At 65.1% G+C, this 17,250-nt stretch carries 16 protein-coding genes; 11 read left to right on the top strand and 5 right to left on the bottom strand.

Going from position 1 to position 17,250, the window contains the following annotated elements; genetic code table 11:
- Positions 1-555: 555 nt before the first annotated feature.
- The 6 genes from tssK (at position 556) to tssE (ending at position 8,249) form a co-directional block, all read left to right on the top strand.
- Positions 556-1,908: a type VI secretion system baseplate subunit TssK gene (tssK, locus tag A9Z05_RS07620; protein WP_069617561.1), complete on the top strand. Its 1,353-nt coding sequence runs from the start codon at positions 556-558 to the stop codon at positions 1,906-1,908.
- Positions 1,905-2,636 (top strand): DotU family type IV/VI secretion system protein, encoded by a 732-nt coding sequence (locus A9Z05_RS07615; RefSeq protein WP_069617560.1) that lies wholly within the window; start codon positions 1,905-1,907, stop codon positions 2,634-2,636. Before tssK ends, A9Z05_RS07615 begins: the two co-directional genes overlap by 4 nt.
- An 83-nt stretch (positions 2,637-2,719) precedes the next feature.
- Positions 2,720-4,354 carry an OmpA family protein gene (locus A9Z05_RS07610; protein ID WP_084044160.1) on the top strand — a complete coding sequence of 545 codons (1,635 nt, stop codon included), beginning with the start codon at positions 2,720-2,722 and terminating at the stop codon, positions 4,352-4,354.
- Positions 4,355-4,462: 108 nt separating this feature from the next.
- Entirely contained in the window at positions 4,463-4,948 is a 486-nt protein-coding gene (locus tag A9Z05_RS07605) for an Hcp family type VI secretion system effector (protein WP_069617558.1), read from the top strand.
- A 136-nt stretch (positions 4,949-5,084) separates the two neighbouring features.
- Positions 5,085-7,808 (top strand): type VI secretion system ATPase TssH, encoded by a 2,724-nt coding sequence (gene tssH, locus A9Z05_RS07600; RefSeq protein WP_069617557.1) that lies wholly within the window; start codon positions 5,085-5,087, stop codon positions 7,806-7,808.
- A 15-nt stretch (positions 7,809-7,823) separates the two neighbouring features.
- Complete coding sequence (gene tssE, locus A9Z05_RS07595; protein ID WP_069617556.1) at positions 7,824-8,249, top strand: type VI secretion system baseplate subunit TssE; 426 nt, start codon at positions 7,824-7,826, stop codon at positions 8,247-8,249.
- Between the two features lie 83 nt (positions 8,250-8,332).
- Here tssE and A9Z05_RS07590 read toward each other — a convergent pair whose 3' ends face one another.
- Both A9Z05_RS07590 and A9Z05_RS07585 read right to left on the bottom strand, forming a co-directional pair.
- Complete coding sequence (locus A9Z05_RS07590) at positions 8,333-9,226, bottom strand: NAD(P)H-binding protein (protein ID WP_069617610.1); 894 nt, start codon at positions 9,224-9,226, stop codon at positions 8,333-8,335.
- Between the two features lie 134 nt (positions 9,227-9,360).
- On the bottom strand, positions 9,361-10,284 hold the full coding sequence (locus A9Z05_RS07585; protein ID WP_069617555.1) for an AraC family transcriptional regulator: 924 nt from the start codon (positions 10,282-10,284) through the stop codon (positions 9,361-9,363).
- A 193-nt stretch (positions 10,285-10,477) separates the two neighbouring features.
- Between A9Z05_RS07585 and A9Z05_RS07580 the strand changes: the two genes are divergently transcribed.
- Positions 10,478-10,672: a hypothetical protein gene (locus tag A9Z05_RS07580; protein WP_069617554.1), complete on the top strand. Its 195-nt coding sequence runs from the start codon at positions 10,478-10,480 to the stop codon at positions 10,670-10,672.
- A gap of 22 nt (positions 10,673-10,694) precedes the next feature.
- On the opposite strand, the gene A9Z05_RS07575 is transcribed toward A9Z05_RS07580, so the two are convergent.
- Positions 10,695-11,648 (bottom strand): LysR family transcriptional regulator, encoded by a 954-nt coding sequence (locus A9Z05_RS07575; RefSeq protein ID WP_034203040.1) that lies wholly within the window; start codon positions 11,646-11,648, stop codon positions 10,695-10,697.
- Positions 11,649-11,748: 100 nt separating this feature from the next.
- Here A9Z05_RS07575 and A9Z05_RS07570 point away from each other — a divergent pair, with 100 nt between their 5' ends.
- The 3 genes from A9Z05_RS07570 to A9Z05_RS07560 all read left to right on the top strand — a co-directional run bounded on the left by A9Z05_RS07570 (position 11,749) and on the right by A9Z05_RS07560 (position 15,670).
- Positions 11,749-13,107, top strand: coding sequence for an NAD(P)/FAD-dependent oxidoreductase (locus A9Z05_RS07570; protein ID WP_069617553.1), 1,359 nt, complete (start codon positions 11,749-11,751; stop codon positions 13,105-13,107).
- A 326-nt stretch (positions 13,108-13,433) separates the two neighbouring features.
- Entirely contained in the window at positions 13,434-13,868 is a 435-nt protein-coding gene (locus A9Z05_RS07565) for a phosphatase (protein ID WP_069617552.1), read from the top strand.
- Between the two features lie 182 nt (positions 13,869-14,050).
- A complete protein-coding gene (locus A9Z05_RS07560; RefSeq protein ID WP_069617551.1) occupies positions 14,051-15,670 on the top strand; it encodes a histidine-type phosphatase in 1,620 nt (539 codons plus the stop codon).
- An 89-nt stretch (positions 15,671-15,759) separates the two neighbouring features.
- On the opposite strand, the gene A9Z05_RS07555 is transcribed toward A9Z05_RS07560, so the two are convergent.
- The gene (locus A9Z05_RS07555) at positions 15,760-16,443 is read right to left on the bottom strand and encodes a YcxB family protein (RefSeq protein ID WP_256121892.1); all 684 of its coding nucleotides are present in this window, start codon (positions 16,441-16,443) and stop codon (positions 15,760-15,762) included.
- A gap of 149 nt (positions 16,444-16,592) precedes the next feature.
- Here A9Z05_RS07555 and A9Z05_RS07550 point away from each other — a divergent pair, with 149 nt between their 5' ends.
- Complete coding sequence (locus A9Z05_RS07550) at positions 16,593-16,901, top strand: hypothetical protein (RefSeq protein ID WP_069617549.1); 309 nt, start codon at positions 16,593-16,595, stop codon at positions 16,899-16,901.
- A gap of 30 nt (positions 16,902-16,931) precedes the next feature.
- Here the strand turns inward: A9Z05_RS07550 and A9Z05_RS07545 are convergent, their stop codons facing one another.
- Positions 16,932-17,201, bottom strand: coding sequence for a hypothetical protein (locus A9Z05_RS07545; RefSeq protein WP_256121891.1), 270 nt, complete (start codon positions 17,199-17,201; stop codon positions 16,932-16,934).
- Between the last annotated feature and the right edge of the window lie 49 nt (positions 17,202-17,250).

Raw genomic sequence — 17,250 nt, 5'->3', positions numbered from 1 at the left:
CCGCGTGTTCGGCACGATGGTCTCTTCGATATGTCGCGCGTGGATGCAATGTGCACCGTGTCCCGATCGATATTTCATCGCATGGTCTCCGTTCGCGCGACGAAATCGCATGGGACTTATACACGGCAAATTCCGAGTGAGTCAAAGCGCGTTGTTCAAAAAACCACAACGATCAAATGCAAAAAATCGCAAACATTCTGAAACAATTTGCAATTCAAAAGACACCCGATATTTTCGAGATAAATTTCGGTCGAGCCGAATGACGATACTCAAATCGACCGGCAATTCCGCCGCACTTCCTTGTTACACGGCGACTCATGCGTTTCCAATCGATCGCGTGCCATCGTTTTCGGCGCCTCTCACATTCGTCCACGCAACCATATATCCCAAAAATAACCACCCGACCGATTGTGAAATTCGTTCACACTTCACGCCTTTCAATTAGTAAACCGAACAATATGGTTATTCGAAAAATAGGTTGCACGTTCAAAAAGAGGTCGTGTATAGGTTACGCCCTTGACCCGAATAACGAACAAACAAACCACACGAGAGACCATGCGAATCGCGAAGCCGCTATGGCACGAGGGCCTCATCCTGACCCAACAGCATTTTCAGCAACAGGATAGATGGGCTGAATTTGCGCTACGTCAGTACGCCTGCACGGCTGTCGCACAGCCATGGGGAACGCTTGCCGTCGAGGTCGACGAAGAAGCGCTGTCGACAGGGCGCCTGAAACTCGCTGGCCTGCGGCTGTGTTTTCCGGACGGCACGCCGATCGATACGACCGTCGCCGATACGCTGCCGCCGGCGCGCGATCTGACGCAAGGCGTGCCAGCGGACATGCAGAGCGTCGTCGTGTTCGCAGCGCTCGCGTTGCCGGATGCAAATGGCAGCAACTGCCGTTTCGACGAGACGTCACTCGCCCGCCCGCGGCGCGCTTACCGTGAATTCGTCAAGGTCACGGACCTGAACGGGACCGCCGAAGCCGAAATCGCAGTCGAACGGCATGCAGTACGGCTCGTGTTCGACTTCGAGTCGCACGCCGACGACACGGTCTGTGCGATCGCGCGACTGACGCGCGGCGCCGGCGGCCAGTTCCAGGTCGATCGACACTTCGTGCCGCCGTGCCTGACGCTCGCCAGCCATCCGCTGCACGTCGAGCGAATCAATCGTCTGACGGACATCCTTCACGCCAGGACCCTCGCGCTCGGTACGCGTCGTAGCGAGCGCTTGACCGACGTCGCGGAATACGGCGTGGCCGACGTGCAACTCTTCTGGCTGCTTCATTGCATCCACGCGGCATGGCCGCAGTTGCGACTGTTCGCCACGCATCCGAGCCGCCCTCCGGAGCATCTGTACACGGCACTCGCGCAACTGACGAGCGCGCTGATGACGTTCTCGACCGAAGCGGAGCTCACCGACATTCCGGTGTACGACCATGTGCACGCCGACGAGGTATTCGCGAAACTGGAATCGCTGATCCGCACGCTGCTCGACGCCATCATTCCGTCAAGAGTCGTGTCGATCGGCCTCATCCGCAAGGGGCCGACCACGTGGACCGGCCAGTTCCTCGACGAACGGATCGTCGCGGATTCCGTCGATTGGTATCTGTCGGTCAGCGCGCCAATGCCCGCATTCGAACTGGTCGAGCAGTTTCCACGGCTATGCAAGATCGGCGCCCCCGACGACGTCGAACACATCATCAATTCGGCCTTGCTAGGCGTCCCGCTCAAGGCCGTCCAGCGCGTGCCCGGCGCGATCCCGGTGCGTCTGGACAATCACTATTTCGCGCTGGACGCGTCCAGTGCCGTGCACGCGAAGATGCTCGCCGCGCGAGCCTGTCAAATCTATCTGCCCGCGTCGATACCGGACGCGTCGCTCGAACTCTACGCTGTGTTGCGTTCATGAATGCCCTGACCTCCAATCGAAGCGACACCGCCCTGCTGCCGAACGCGACGGGCGCCGGCAACCCGCACGGCGACCGGATGCGCGATCTGCTGCGCGACACCGCACTGCTCGCGACGACGCTGGCCTCCGGCGGACAGACTCAGGACGCGGTCGCGTTGCGTGCTCGGTGCAAGCAGCTGGTCGAGCAATTTGCGAGCGCGCTGCGGCACCGAGGCTTTTCGGACGACGTGCGCAACGACGCACTGATTGCCCAATGCGGGCTGCTCGACGAGGTCGCGCTGCGGCACCTTCCCGGGGAATTCCGATCCGCATGGGAGCGCGAACCGCTGCAAGTGGAACAATTCAACCTGCATGAAGCCGGTGAGCGCGTATTCGAGCGCCTGGACATCCGGATGAGCGAGCCCGCCCCGCCCGTCGCTTTGCTCGAATGCTACTCCGCCATCCTTGGGTTGGGATTCGTCGGCCGGTACGCGCGCGACGGTGAAGCCAAGCGGACTGCATTGATCGCGGCGTTGAATGCCAGACTGGAAACGTTGCGGCCCGCCCTGGATCAGCCGTTCATCACAGATCGCGCGGGACGCCGTGTGTCCGACTGGTTCTACCGGCTGTCCCCGTGGGCGATCGCGGGGCTCACCTGTGCCGCGGCCGCGATCGTATGGGGTATCTGGTCGGCCGCGCTCGACGGGCAGCTCGCGCATCTCGTGGCGGCAAAAGCCGTTCGCCCGTGAGATCCGCCCCGCCTGTTCGGTCCGCGGAATCGAAGCGGCCACCTGACTGCACGCACGAAGGCCTCGGCTATCCGTCGCGGCTCATGATCGCGTTCGCAACCGTGTTGGCGTTCGCGGTGATCTGGCTGGTACTTCCGCTCGGCTCCGGCGCAGCCTGGGCACTTTCGGCCATTGCCGGGAGTGCCGCCTTCGGGCTGATGCTGTGGTGTACGCGCAAGCTTGCCCACGCGCGTCGCCGGGGCGCACATGTGCTGACCGCGCTGGGCGAAGCGACGGCCGACATTCCGGTGAAGCTGCGCACACGCATGCCGCTCGTGCTGGTGACCGGCGATGGTCTGCCCGCGCTGTTCGACCGTGCCGGAGAAGTCCGGCACGCACACATGGGCGACGGCGGCATCTGGCTGCGCGTCGATCGCCCTCAGGATCTGCCGCGCCTGGCCGTTGCGGTCAGGCAGTGGCGCGACGGGCGGGCCCCGGACGGCGTCGTGCTGTCGGTCGCGCCTGCGCTGCATGCGGAAATCGACACGCTGACCCAGAACCTGCGTGCCGTACGACAGGCCGTCGCCGATGCCGCCCGCGTGCTGGGTACGCGACTACCGGGCTATGTCGCGGTCTACCAGCGGCTCACCACCGGCCCCGTCGCCCCCTCGACGCCAGAGTGGTACGGCTTGTCGTCGGCCGCCCGCATGGCGGTCGGCGAACGTTTCGAATCCGTGGTCCGCGCGGCGGAAAACCAGGCCCAGCGCGCGGCCGGCGATTGCGTCGCGGCGGCACGCGCCGCCGCGCTGGCCTCAATCGTCGGCTGGACGCAACGCGTGATTGTCGGCCCACTGACGGACCGACAACAGCCGGCGGCACCATGGGCGCTGTTCGGCACCGGCTGGATAGACTGCGGACCGGCGAGTACGCCCCGAAACCTGTGGGAACGCGATGTCGAAATGCGGACGCACGTGGCGCGTGTCAACGCCATCTCCTCGCCGACGCCGTGGCCGCTCCCGCAGTCGCTGATCGAAGCGATGCCGCGACGATACTGGATGTCTCCGCGCCGGGCCGCCACGGGCCACGCACTCGCCGTGCTCGCCTGCGCCGCTGCCGTCGCATTCTGGGGTGCGGCCAGGAACAACGAAGCGCTGCTGGATCGCATCGCCGCCGATCTCGCCCGCTATTCGAATATCCCGGCAAAGCACGACGCGGCAAAGCGGGACGCACTGCAGGCGCTCGTGGCCGATCGCGATCAACTCGATCGCTACGCGCGCACCGGTATTCCGCTGCGCTTGTCGTTCGGCATGTATCGGGGCGCGCACTTGATGCCCGTGCTGAACAGCGCGATCGCCTCGTACGAGCCGCCGCCACCTCCTCCTGCTGTCGTCTCGCTCGACAGCATGTCGCTGTTCGACAGTGGCAAGGCGCTGCTGAAGCCCGGGTCGAACCGTGCGATGGTCGGCGCACTGGAGATGATCCAAGCACACCCCGATAAACGCATCCTCGTCGCCGGCTACACCGACAACGTGGGCAATCCGGACAGCAACCTGAAGCTTTCGGCCGCCCGCGCGCAAGCCGTGCGCGACTGGCTGGTCGACGCATCCGGTATTTCCGCAACCCGGTTTGCGATTCAAGGCTACGGCATGACGCGCCCGCTCTCGAGCAATGACACGCCTGACGGACGCGCGAGAAACCGTCGCGTGGAAATTACCCTGGTACCCGACACGGGAAGGTAGCGATCCAGGTTCAGCCCCCGAAGCAATCCGCTTCGGGATTCTCAAGCTCAGGGGCTCGCTCCTGGCGAGTTTAGTAGTGCGTACAGTGAAATATAAAGGAGCAAGGCAATGGCAATTCCGGCCTACATGTGGCTCAAGGACGACGGCGGCGCCGACATCAAGGGTTCGGTGACGGTTCAGGAACGCGAAGGCAGCGTCGAACTCGTCGCATTCGATCACGGCGTGCATATCCCGACCGACGGCAATACCGGCAAGCTGACAGGCACGCGCGTCCACAAACCCATCACGCTGACGAAGGAAACCGACGCGTCGACGCCGTATCTGTACAAGGCCGTGACGAGCGGCCAGACGCTCAAGTCGGTCGAGATCAAGTGGTACAAGATCGACGACGCGGGCAAGGAGAAGGAATACTTCAACACGAAGCTCGACAACGTGAAGATCGTCGCCGTGAATCCGGTCATGCACGACATCAAGAATCCGGCCTACGAGAAGCACAACCACCTCGAAAACGTGGAGCTTCGCTACGAAACGATCACCTGGTCGTACAAGGACGGCAACATTATCCACAAGGACACCTGGAACGAGCGGTCCTGATCCCTATCGTTGGTCGAACCGCCGGCTCCTCGCGCGGTTCCTTTGCCAGCCTGGCCGGGTCAGGCTGGCCTTCATGTTCTCAAGACCCAGTCCGGCCAACGACTGCGCGTCGCCCCTCCCCTCTTCGGACATCGACATGACCCCGCGCGACACGACTCACCTGCTCCGCCGACTCAATCCGCACTGCGCGAAGGCGCTCGAAGCGGCCGTGAGCTTATGCCTGACGCGTCTCGCGGATGAGATCACCGTCGAGCACTGGCTGCTGAAACTGATCGAGGCCGGCGACGGAGACATCCCGGCGATCTTGCGGCATTACAGTATCGACCTCGACATCGTCTGGGATGCGCTGCTCGCATCGATCGAACATCTTCCACGTAATCTTCGGGGCAAGCCGGCATTGTCTCCGCAACTGGCGACCGTGCTGCAGGACGCATGGGTGCGCGCAGCGTCCGAGACAGACGACGCGACCATCCGGTCTGGCGATCTGCTGCAGGCGATCGTCGATCGGCCCCACGTACTGCGTGCGCAAAACGCGTGGCCTCTGCTGTCCGTCAGCAGCACGCAGATCCAGCGCGTCCTGCCGCGTCTTGCGCATCGTTCATGCGAGCGCTCGCACGCGAACGATGTCGAAACCGGTGCGGATGACCCTCCGTTCGTCCCCGTAGCCAATCAGACGCCGAAATCGGCCGCACCCGTCGCGGCAGCAATGCTCGCGCCCCGGCGAACCACGGACGGTGATGCCCTTTGCCGCTTCGCGATCGATCTGACGGACAAGGCTCGACGCGGCGCGATCGATCCGGTATTCGGCCGCGATCGCGAAATCCAGCAGATGGTCGACGTGCTCGCGCGTCGGCGCAAGAACAATCCGATCCTGGTCGGCGAGCCCGGCGTCGGCAAAACCGCGCTCGTCGAAGGGCTCGCGCTGCGCGTCGCCGAGGCAAGCGTCCCGAACGTGATTCGCGACGTGCGCATCCTGACACTCGATTTGGGCCTGCTGCAGGCCGGTGCCGGGGTGAAAGGGGAATTCGAGCAACGCCTGAAGAACGTCATCGACGAGGTTCAGTCTTCACCCGAACCGATCCTGCTCTTCATCGATGAGGCGCACACATTGATCGGCGCGGGCAATGCCGCCGGCGGCGCCGACGCCGCGAACCTGCTCAAACCGGCGCTCGCGCGCGGCGAACTGCGGACGATCGCGGCAACGACATGGTCCGAGTACAAGGAATTCTTCGAGCGCGACGCCGCGCTCGAGCGCCGCTTCCAGATCATCAAGGTCGGCGAACCCGACGACGATGCGGCCTGCCTGATGTTGCGAGGCCTGAAGAACCGCTATGCGGAATATCACAACGTGCACATTCGGGATGAAGCGCTGATCGCGGCAGTGAAACTCTCTCGACGCTATATTCCGGCGCGTCAGCTGCCGGACAAGGCGGTCGATCTGATCGATACCGCTGCCGCACGGGTGCGAATCGGACTTGAATCGCCGCCAGCGGAACTGCAGCGTGCGCGCGCCGCTGTCTCCGCCCTCGAACTCGAACTGGCGACGCTCGACGCGGACGCGCAGGCTGGTATCGATGACGTTGCGCCGCGGCGTGTAGCGCTGGAGCACGCGCTGACCGACGCGCGGAACATCCTGACCGGCCTGCAGGCGCGCCATGTCGGCGAACTCGAGCTGGTTCGCCTCGTTCACCAGCGTCGGGAGGAGATCGCCGAACGCGGCTCGGCATCCAGCCACGGCCAGCTCGATGACATCAAGCGCCTACTGGCCGACCGGCAAGGCAACGCCCCGCTCATCTCCGTCGATGTCGATGCAGCGGCCATCGCGCGTGTCGTTGCGGAATGGACGGGTGTGCCGGTCGGCAACCTCGTCGAAGACGAACTGCTGAGCCTGCTGAACCTCGAACAGCAATTGGCGACGCGCGTGGTCGCACAAGACGATGCGCTCGCCGCGCTCGCGGAGAGCCTGCGCACCGCGAAAGCGGGCCTGAAGCATGAACATGCACCACTCGGCGTCTTTCTGCTCGCAGGACCATCGGGTGTCGGCAAGACCGAAACGGCGCTGGCCCTGGCCGACCTGCTGTTCGGCGGCGAGGCCGCGCTCACGACGATCAACATGTCCGAGTATCAGGAAGCACACACGGTGTCGCAACTGAAAGGGTCGCCACCAGGCTATGTCGGCTACGGCCGCGGCGGCATCCTCACCGAAGCCGTGCGGCAGCGGCCGTACGGTGTCGTGCTGCTCGATGAAGTCGAAAAAGCCCACCGCGACGTGCTCGACATGTTCTATCAAGTGTTCGACCGCGGCATGATGCGCGACGGCGAAGGGCGCGAGATCGACTTCCGCAATTGCGTGATTCTGATGACGTCCAATCTCGGCAGCGCACGGATTGACGAGATGACCGCCGACGATCCACAGATTTCCCAGGCAGCGTTGCTCGAGGCGATCCACCCGCAGCTTGTGGCGCACTTCCAGCCCGCGCTGCTCGCGCGCTTCCGGTCGCTGGTCTATCGGCCGCTCGATGCCGCCGCACTCGCGTCGATCGTGCGGCTCAAGCTGTCGAAGGTTGCCGACCGCCTGCGCCGGCAACACGGCGTCGAGCTGGCGTGCGACGAATCCTTGATCGACACGATGGCCGAGCTTTGCCTCGCGCGCGAGTCCGGTGCGCGCAACGTCGATGCGTTCCTCAACCAGCGGATTCTGCCGAACGTGTCGCGTGAACTGCTTGCGCGGATGGCTGCCGGTACCGCGCCGGAAAAGATCGTGCTGTCGAGCTCGGCCGAAGCGAGCGTGACGATCGATTTCATTGACCGGAACAACGCCGCGGCGGGCGCGGCGAAGCCGACCCGCGCGACCGCGTAACCGGAGGCCAGGACCATGCAGGCGCGCTCCTCTCTCCACGACATGCTGCTGGGCCAGATCGGCGGTGAGCCGCTCGATGCCTACGACGACCGAACACTCGAGTGCATGAGCGTCCAGCAAAATGTGCAGCGCATCCTGAACTCGCGTGCCGGCGCGCTGAAGCATCTGCCGGACTATGGTCTGCCGGATCTGACGAACATTTACAAGGCGCTGCCCGCGTCAGCCCACATGCTCAAGCAGCAGATGGAGGCGACACTCCTGCAATATGAGCCTCGTATCCGCTCCATCGACGTCGCCATCCTCGAAAACGACGATCCCGGCGTGCTGGTGAGCTTTGAAATGACGTGCCATCTGAAGAAGGCCGGACTCGTGCGGTTCGGCACGTATTTCGAGCCGCCCGGACGTATGTGGTTGAAACGCCGGAGTACCGGGCACGATTAAAAGTGCTCCCCGAGGTCCGGACCGGTTTCGCGACTCGCGAATCCCGGTCCATCGAAATCGACGCCAGATGCCGGTTACCTGCGTCACGCCGTCGCCGCATGCGCGCGCACCAGCGCAGCAAGCGCTTCCTCCAGCGTCGTCGTCCCGTACACCCGCTCCGACACGTCGGCTTCCACATCGATCCGCCCGGCGTTATGCACGTCGTACAGATCGACGATCAGCTGCGCATGACGTTCGCTGAGCCCGGCACGCAACAGCACCGCGTTCCACGTATCGCGCGGCAATTCGTGCGCGACGATCGAGCGGCCCGCCGCCGCGCCCAACGTATCCGCGATCGCCGTCACGCTCACCCGCCGCGGCCCTTCGACGCTGACGATGCGCGGCCCGCTCCCGCCTTCCGGTGCATCGAGCAGCAGCCGCGCCGCGACGACGCCCACATCGGACGCCCAGATCGTCGGAAACGCCTTGCCGACCGGATGATGGAAGCTCGGCAGCACGCCGGTGCCGAGTGCGATGGGCAGCACACGCGCCCAGTTCTGCAAATGTTCGGCTGACCGCAGCAACGTCAGTCGAGTGGGGATCGGCTTCAGCCGTTCCTCGAAGTCATGGAACAGACGCGTGATACCCGTATTGCCTTCAAGCTCCGCGCCGTAGTCCGACAACGCAAGCAATGCCCGCGGCGGGTTCGCGGCGAGCGCGGCGGTCGCTGCATCGATCGTCCGTGTCATCGTCGCGGCCGGATCGGGATCGGCGGTCGGCACCGGGCACAGTATCTGCACGGCCTGCGCGCCGTCGATCGCCGCGGCGATCGCGTTCGCGTCCGTCAGGTCCGCGATCGCGACATCGCAGCCGAGCTGCACGAAACGTTCACGATGGCGTGTGTCGCGCAGCACCGCGCGCACGGAATGGCCTGCGTCGCGCAAGGCTGTCACGGTCGACCGGCCCACGTTGCCGGATGCTCCGAAGATCACGAACACGATTCGCTCCTGATGGATGAAAGTGTTGTGATTGTCGGCATGCGAGGCCGGGAAAGCGCGCACGGAGGGATGAATCGGACAGGAAAGGATGACGCGATGCAAGCGCAGGCATGGCCCGCGCATTCGTCGTCACGCTAACGACGCGAAGGCTTCCCGCCATCCTCACCGTCATAAGCCAGCCGCAACCCGCCCCGCGCGCCCGACCGCGCGATCTCCGTCGGCGTCGCCCCAAGCACGCGGTTCATCCAGTTCGCCATGTGGCTCTGATGCGCAAACCCGGCTTCCAGCGCGATCTGGCTGATACTGAGCCGCCCTTCGAGCAGCAGCGCCTTCGCGCGCTCCACCCGGCGCCGCACGACGTACTGGTGCACGGGCATCCCGAGCGTTTCGCGGAACAGCACCTTGAAATGCGGCACGCTGATCGACACGAGCGCCGCCAGTTCGGCCAGCGTCATGCGCCGGTCGAGATTCGCCTCGACATAGTCGATCACGCGCGCCGCGGCCTTCGGCGCCAGCGTGCGCCGGCGTTCGCGAAACGCCGGCTGGCCGTCGACCAGCCGTGCGACGAGCGCCGTGCACAGGCTTTCCGCGTAGAGCGGATCCGATGCGTCTTCCGCTTCGAGTTCGGCGGCCATCGCCCACGCGATGTGCTGCAGCCGCGGGTCGCGCACCTGCAGCCGCCGGCGGATCTGCGCGTGCGACGGCTTCAGTTCGAGCTGTTCGACGGTGCGCCGCACGAACGTGTCGCTGAGCGCGATGTGCAGGATCCGGCAGTCGGCGCTGTCGGTCCACTGGCCGGGCAGGCCGGCCGGAATCACGTCGACGTCGCCGTGCGCCTGGATGCGCGACACGCGCTCGCCGTCGCACACGCAATCCGCGCGCACCGGCGCGCCGATATGCACGCCGATCCGGTGGTGCTCGGCCGCCGGAATCCGGTACGTGCCCGCGCGAATTTCCAGCAGCGACGCGCCGAAGCCGCGCCAGCCGAGCCCGCGGCTGGAGCGCAGGCTGACGGGGACGCCGTTGTCCGTCGGCGCGGCAAGAATCGGATCGCTCATTGATGGTCTCCACCAGATCAGGTGCCGAACGCGCATTGTGACGCGTTTCGGGCCGGCGTGCCGGCCGTGCGCGGCCGCCGTCGAATCAAGCAGAAAAAGATCATCCGTTTCTGCTCGGGACGATCCTTGCGTGCGCGCCGGCTGGCGCCGCGAGGCCTACGATCGCGTCATCCGACACCTACGGAGCCCCGTCATGCCCCAATACTGCCCGCTACGCGCGGCGTTCATCGCGCCCTCGCCGTCCGCCGCCCGCCCTTCATCCGGCCCCGACTCCCGCAACGGCCGCACCGCCATCGCCATGTGGTGCCTGCGCGTCGTCGGCGGGTACCGGCTCGAACGGCTGCTCGCGTCGATTCCCGACAGCAACGACGACTTCGGGCTCGTCTGACCGGCCGGTCGACACACTCGATCTATTTGCGTCGCCGCTCGTGCGACGCCACCGTCGCGCCGTCGATCACCGGCGCGCCCTGCTTGATCAGGAAGTCGCGGAACAGCCCCGTCACCTGCGAGATCCGCCGGTCGGCGAGCGTGACGACATACCATTCGCGCTCGATCGGATTGCCGGGAAACGGCAACTGCCCGAGCAGCCCGGTCCGCAGTTCGAGCGCACACGCGTGCAACGACAGGAAGGCGACGCCAAGGCCCGCTTCAGCCATCTGCTTGATTGCCTCGTTGCTGGACAGTTCGGATCCGACATGAAAGCGATAGCCCGCGTTCTTGAACAGGCTCTCGACGGTCGAGCGCGTACCCGCGCCACGCTCGCGCACGAGGAGGTGCGCGGATTCGAGATCCTTCAGCGCGACGCGCTTGCGCTGCATCAGCGGATGGCCGGGCGCCGCGACGAACACCATCGGATGCTTCGCGAACTCGACCGCGTGCGTGCGCAGCTCCTTCGGCGCGCTGCCCATCACCGCGAGATCGATTTCATGCGTCGCGAGCATGCGGATGATGTCGTCGCGGTTGCCGACCTTGAAATACGTCTTCACGTGCGGACGCGTCGCGGTGAATTTGACGAGCAGCGGCGGGATCAGGTATTCGGCCGTCGTGATCGCGCCGATCCGCAGCGTGCCGCCGAGATCGCCCGTCAGCGCGGCCACTTCGTCGCCGGCCTCGCTCCACAGGTGCAGGATCTCGCGCGCGTAGCGCGCCACGATCTCGCCGGCCGCGGTCAGCTGCACGCCACGCCCCACCCGCTGCAACAACGCGGCGCCCACGGCCTCCTCGAGCAGGCGAACCTGCAGCGACACGGCCGGCTGCGTCAGGTTCAGCTCCTCCGCCGCGCGCGACACGCTGCCGAGCCGCGCGATCATGTCCAGCGCCTTCAACTGCCGGAACGTCGCGGTCTTTCCTATAAGTGAATACATATGAGTCGCTTATAAACATTAAATTGTTCGACTGGGTACGAAACTATATCGTCGGTTCTTGAGCAATGTCATCCGAATCGTCATTCAGCGGGAGCCCAACATGGACAACACCACGCCCACCCTTGCAACGGACCGCGCACCGCGCGTGCCGCGCATCGTGATCGTCGGCGGCGGCGCCGGCGGCCTGCAGCTCGCGACGCGCCTCGGCGATACGGTCGGACGCCGCGGACAGGCCGACGTCGTGCTCGTCGACCGCTATCCGACGCACTTCTGGAAGCCGCTCTTGCACGAAGCCGCATCGGGCCATCGCGATCCGGCTTCCCACACGATCGAATACGCAGCGCAGGCGAAGCGCCACGGCTTCCGCTTCGTGCAGGGCGCGCTGCAGCGGGTCGATCGAGCGGCGCGCACGGCAACGATCGCGGCCGTGCACGATGCGGACGGCACGGAAATCCTGCCGCAGCGGGCACTCGACTATGACGATCTCGTGCTGGCGGTCGGCAGCGTGACGAACTTCTTTGACGTGCCGGGCGCCGAGCGTCACGCGCTGCCGCTCGAAAACCTCGACCACGCCGAGGATTTCCGCCGCAAGTTCCTTGCCGCCTGCACGAAGGCAAATCACGTCGCCGAGCAGCAGCCCGCACGGCGCGCGGCGCCCATCTGCATCAACGTGATCGGCGCGGGCGCGACGGGCGTCGAACTGGCCGCCGCATTGCGGCACGCGATCCAGCAACTGACGACGTATCGCTTCAAGGCGCTGGTGTCCGCGCGCGACGTGCACATCCGGCTGATCGAAGGTGGCCCGCGCATCCTGCCGGCGCTCGACGAACGACTGGCCGGCAAGATGCACGCGCAGTTGCGCACGCTGAACGTCGACGTACTGACCGATACGCGCGTGGCGGAAGTCGGTGCGGACGCCGTAACGACCGCGACCGGCGAACGGCTCGCGAGCGACATCACGATCTGGGCAGCCGGCGTCGCGGGCCCCGCGATGCTGCGAAACATCGGCGACATCGCGCTCAACCGGTCGAATCAGGTGATCGTGACCGACACGCTGCAGACGCCCGACGATCCGCACGTGTATGCGTTCGGCGACTGCGCCGCGTGCCCGTCGACCGGTGCAAGCGGGTGCCTGCCGCCGCGTGCGCAAGTCGCGCACCAGCAGGCCGTGTATCTGGTCAACGCATTGGCGCGCCGCATCGCCGGCAAGCCGGTGGCCGGCTTCACGTTCCACGACGCAGGCACCGTCGTGTCGCTCGGGCAAGCGGGCGCCGCGTATCAGGCGGACATCGGCGTACGCTCGCGCTCGCTGATCGTCGACGGGCTCGCGGCGATCGGGCTGTACAATTTCCTGTATCGCAAGCACCTGTTCAGCGTGGTCGGCATGAAGCGCGCGCTGTTCCAGTCGCTGAGCCACTGGCTGCAAAGCCGTAACCAGCCGTCGATCAAGCTGCATTGATCGCATCGGTTCGCGCACGGCATCGCAACGCGGCATATCGGGCGGGCATCGCTCGATATGCCGTTTTTTTATATGCATATGCGCGATGCATTCACGATGCGCGCCACGCTGGTGCATCACGTAGAAGGCCGTCTTCACGACGCCATTCATGCGGGGCATGCCGCGCGACACGCAGCCCGCGCCCGCTCTGGCTTGCCACCTCATTCATTAGTCGAATCGTATGAGTCGGCTAAAAATATTAATTGGTCGCGTTTTCCGGATCGACGCTAAGGTGTGTGGCATTCCCGTCGGCGAACGGATCATCACGTTTCTGAAAAGGAATCACCGTGGTCATCGAAGCCATCGTCACCCGTCTCGACGCAGCATTCGCGCAAATCGAAGCAACCCCGGATTCGCGCGAATCGCGCCATCAGCGCGATGCAATCATCCAGTGGCTCGACCGCGCATCGGAAGAGGGCTATCGGCTCGGCCTCGTCACGACGCTGCCGGCCGCGCGGCTCAACGACGTGTTCGAAGGCCAGTTCGGCCGCGCGAACCTCGACCGTTTCTCGGTCGTCGTCACGGATACGAATCAGCAGGACTCCGGATCGAATCAGCATCCGTTCGATGTCGCGCTGCAAGCGCTCGGCGTGCCGCGCGAGCGCGCGGTCGGGATCGCGAGCAGCGAACCGGAACGCCGTGAAGCCGAGCATTTCGGGCTGTCGCGCTGCGTGAACATCACCGATACGGTGCGCTCGATCGCGTCGGCCGGTCTGCACTGAACGCCGGCACACGGGCCGGCCGCGGCTGGCCATCCACGTCGATCCGGCGGCGATCCGACGATTGCCCGACCGCATCCTGACATTCTGCTGTCAAAGTCGCTTGCAACACTTCGGGGCTCGACTACCTTCTCCCGAAGACGGGACGACGCACATGCGCTTCGTCCCGTCCGTTGCCCGCCACGATGACACGCCCGACCCGCACCGCCGCCGCCCTCGCGATTGCCTGCCTGTTGCTCGCCGCTTGCGGCGGTGAAGATTCGACACCGCCCGCCGCGTCGGCCGACAACAACGGCACGGCGCCCGCACCGCAGCCGCAACCCACGCCGCCCCCGGCACCCGCGACCTACTACCAGACGAAGACGCCGTACCGCCCGCAGCAGGACGCCGCGACGTACGAAGCACCGCCGGCCGGCTATGCGCCCGTCTATACCGAACTCGTCGCCCGTCACGGCTCGCGCGGGCTGTCGGGCTTCAAATACGACGGCGCGATCTACGCGATGCTGGTTAAGGCCGAGGCCGACGGCGCGCTGACGCCGCTCGGCGTGCAGCTCAAGGCCGACACGTACGCGATGATGAAGGCCAATGCGCTGCTCGGCTATGGCGTACAAGGCATCTCGACACCCGGGTACGGCAACCTCACGCAAACCGGCATCCGCGAGCATCAGCAACTCGCCGCGCGTCTCGCGCAGCGGCTACCCGCGCTGTTCGCGACGGGCAACCGGCAGGTAGTCGTCGTCAACTCCGGCCAGGATCGCGCGGTCGACAGTTCGACGTATTTCTCGGCGGCACTGGTTGCCGCGCAGCCGGCACTGTCGCCGGCCATCACGCTGCCGGCCGCGCCAGCCGGCTATCCTGCGAGCGCACCGGTCGCGCAGCCGGCCGGCACCAACCGTTTCCTGCTGTATTTCCATTCGCTGAAGCCGGCCACCGATCTCGTGACCGACACCAGCGATCCGTACTACGCGACCTATCAGGCGAGCCAGACGTACCAGGCCTATGCAAACGACGCGACGGTGGCCGCGAAGCTGAAGGCGATCAAGGCCGCGCCGCAGGCGGCCGACGTCGCGCAAACGGTGTTGTCCGCGCTCGTGTCGCCGGCCTTCATCGCGAAGCTCGGCTCCGACGGCTACACGTTCGCGAACACCGGCACCTATGCGTTCACGTCGACGGATGGCAAGTTCACCAACACGCTGAAGGGCGACGGCAAGACGAAGATCGCAACCGCCGTCGATGCGGTGAACGTGCTGTACAACCTGCTGCAGGTCGCGCCGGCGATGACCGCGGAAACCGGCGGCGTCACGATGGAGAAGTACATCGGCGCGGCGCAGGCGCAGTATCTCGCGTATCTGCAGGATGCCGAGGATTACTACCAGAAGGGCCCCGGCATCCAGGAAGCGAACCCGGTGACATACCGGATGGCGAAGGTGCTGCAGGACGATTTCTTCGGCGAAGTCGACGCGATCGCGCGCGGCGACCTGACGCACGCCGCAAAGCTGCGCTTCACGCACGCGGAGATCGTGATTCCGTTCGCGTCGGTCATGAACCTGAAGAACGTGTTCGTGCCGACGCCGCAGGCACAGACGTACACGTATGCGAACAACCCGTGGCGCGGCGACCAGGTGTCGCCGATGGCCGCGAACATGCAGTGGGACGTCTATCGCAACGGGTCGCGGCTCATCGTGAAGATGCTGTACAACGAGCGCGAGACGGATTTCCAGGCCGCGTGCGACGGCGCGAAGATCGCGCCGGGCAGCCACTTCTACGACTACACGGGGTTGAAGCAGTGTTACGGGTATCGGTGATGTGATGTCCGGGGCTTTCTGACCCGAACCGCACTTTGCAACCCGGACGGCGCAGGCCGTCCGGACTTCGTCATGCGCTCCATGGCCCGCTAGACTTTGCGCACGCCGTTCTGAAGCAGCACTCGATGCAGGAACGCCACTTGTCCGTCGTCCAGCACGCGCTTCGGTACCACGCGGAACATCACCGATGACTGATACAGCAGGATCATTTGACGATCCTCGCTCCAGTGAATGAGATCCGCATAGTGAATGTCGTCGCGCGAAGTCGGCGTTTCGACAATGAACCGGTCGCGTTGGAAAATGACCGTGTGCACCTGATGAAGCGTCCTTTGCTGATCGTAAATCTTGCGGCCTGCGCGCGGCAATATCAGATGATTCAGGACGGGCACGCCGATCGCGGCGACAGCCGCGATTCCCCCGGCCATCCAGACATAGCGCCATTCAGGAAAATGTCCGCTTGCCAGCCGGAGGCCGCCGACCAGCAGGACAACGTACACGATCGTAACGATCGCAAATGACTTGAGCAGGTATTTCCAGTTGTACCTGCGCCAAAGATGCAGGCGGTATGCGTGGACGAGATCATCCGCGGTTATTTGAAAAACGGCTTCGGTATCGCTCATGGGCGGGCTCGGAACGTTCTCTGGTTCTTGTAATGGCGCTTGGCGCTTCACCGCGAGCACCGCGCTCCGGCAGGTTGGCAGTGCGCGCGCGGTGACGTGCAAACGAAGCCGCGCGATGTCGTCGGCCGATCGATGCACGGCGACAATATACATGCGCGGAACGACACCAGTGCGGCGAGCGACCGACGCGGGCGGCCGGCGTTGCACGCGGCCGAGCAGTCTCTTCGGGCAGGTGACTCATATCTTGGCCGACGAACTCGCGGCGGCTCGAATGGTCGAACGAGCATCGCCGGAGACCCCTCATGAAACGCGTCGCCCTTGCCGCTGCCCTGACCCTGTTTGCCACCATCGGCGTGTCCGCGTCGGCATTCGCCGGTGCGTCCTCCGGCGTCGCGCCGGTTCACGCTCAGGCCTACGCAAAGAATTGCGTGCCGTCGCGGGATGCCGCGCAAGGCGCCCGTTCACCGTCCAGCGCGCCGCCGATTCGCGTCTGCGTCGGCGATTCCGATACGCAGCTGAACCTGCCGTGGTTCATGACCGATGTCCTCACCGCCGTGGACACGCACCAGTCGCCCAGCGCCCTGCTCCACAAAATGCGCAACGATTTCTGAAGCGAGCAATCGCCGCCGGCACTGCATCGTTCACGGCTCGTCGGGGCGCGTCAGCACCTGGATGAACGTACCGACGATGCCGGCCCACATCGCGGGGTCGGCAATGCGCGCCAGCAGCACCCGCAATTCCCGTCGTTCTCCTTCCGACAACACGCCGTGCGCGCCGCGGATACTGTCGTAACGCGGCGTACCGCGCGACGTGAGCGCGCGATCGAGCGAATAGTCGCGGGCCTCCCCGTCCACCGAAATCCGGATCCACAGTGACCCGCCGTCCGCCGCGGCGGCGCCATCGGTCACCATGACCGTCGGTGCGGCACTTTCTTCCATCGCAACGCTCCGGTTTGACGCG

It is taken from the genome of Burkholderia sp. A2 (genome assembly GCF_001729305.1).
Taxonomy (GTDB): domain Bacteria; phylum Pseudomonadota; class Gammaproteobacteria; order Burkholderiales; family Burkholderiaceae; genus Burkholderia; species Burkholderia sola.
The sequence above is the reverse complement of the archived record's forward strand: the minus strand, read 5'-3'. Positions and strand labels throughout refer to the sequence as shown.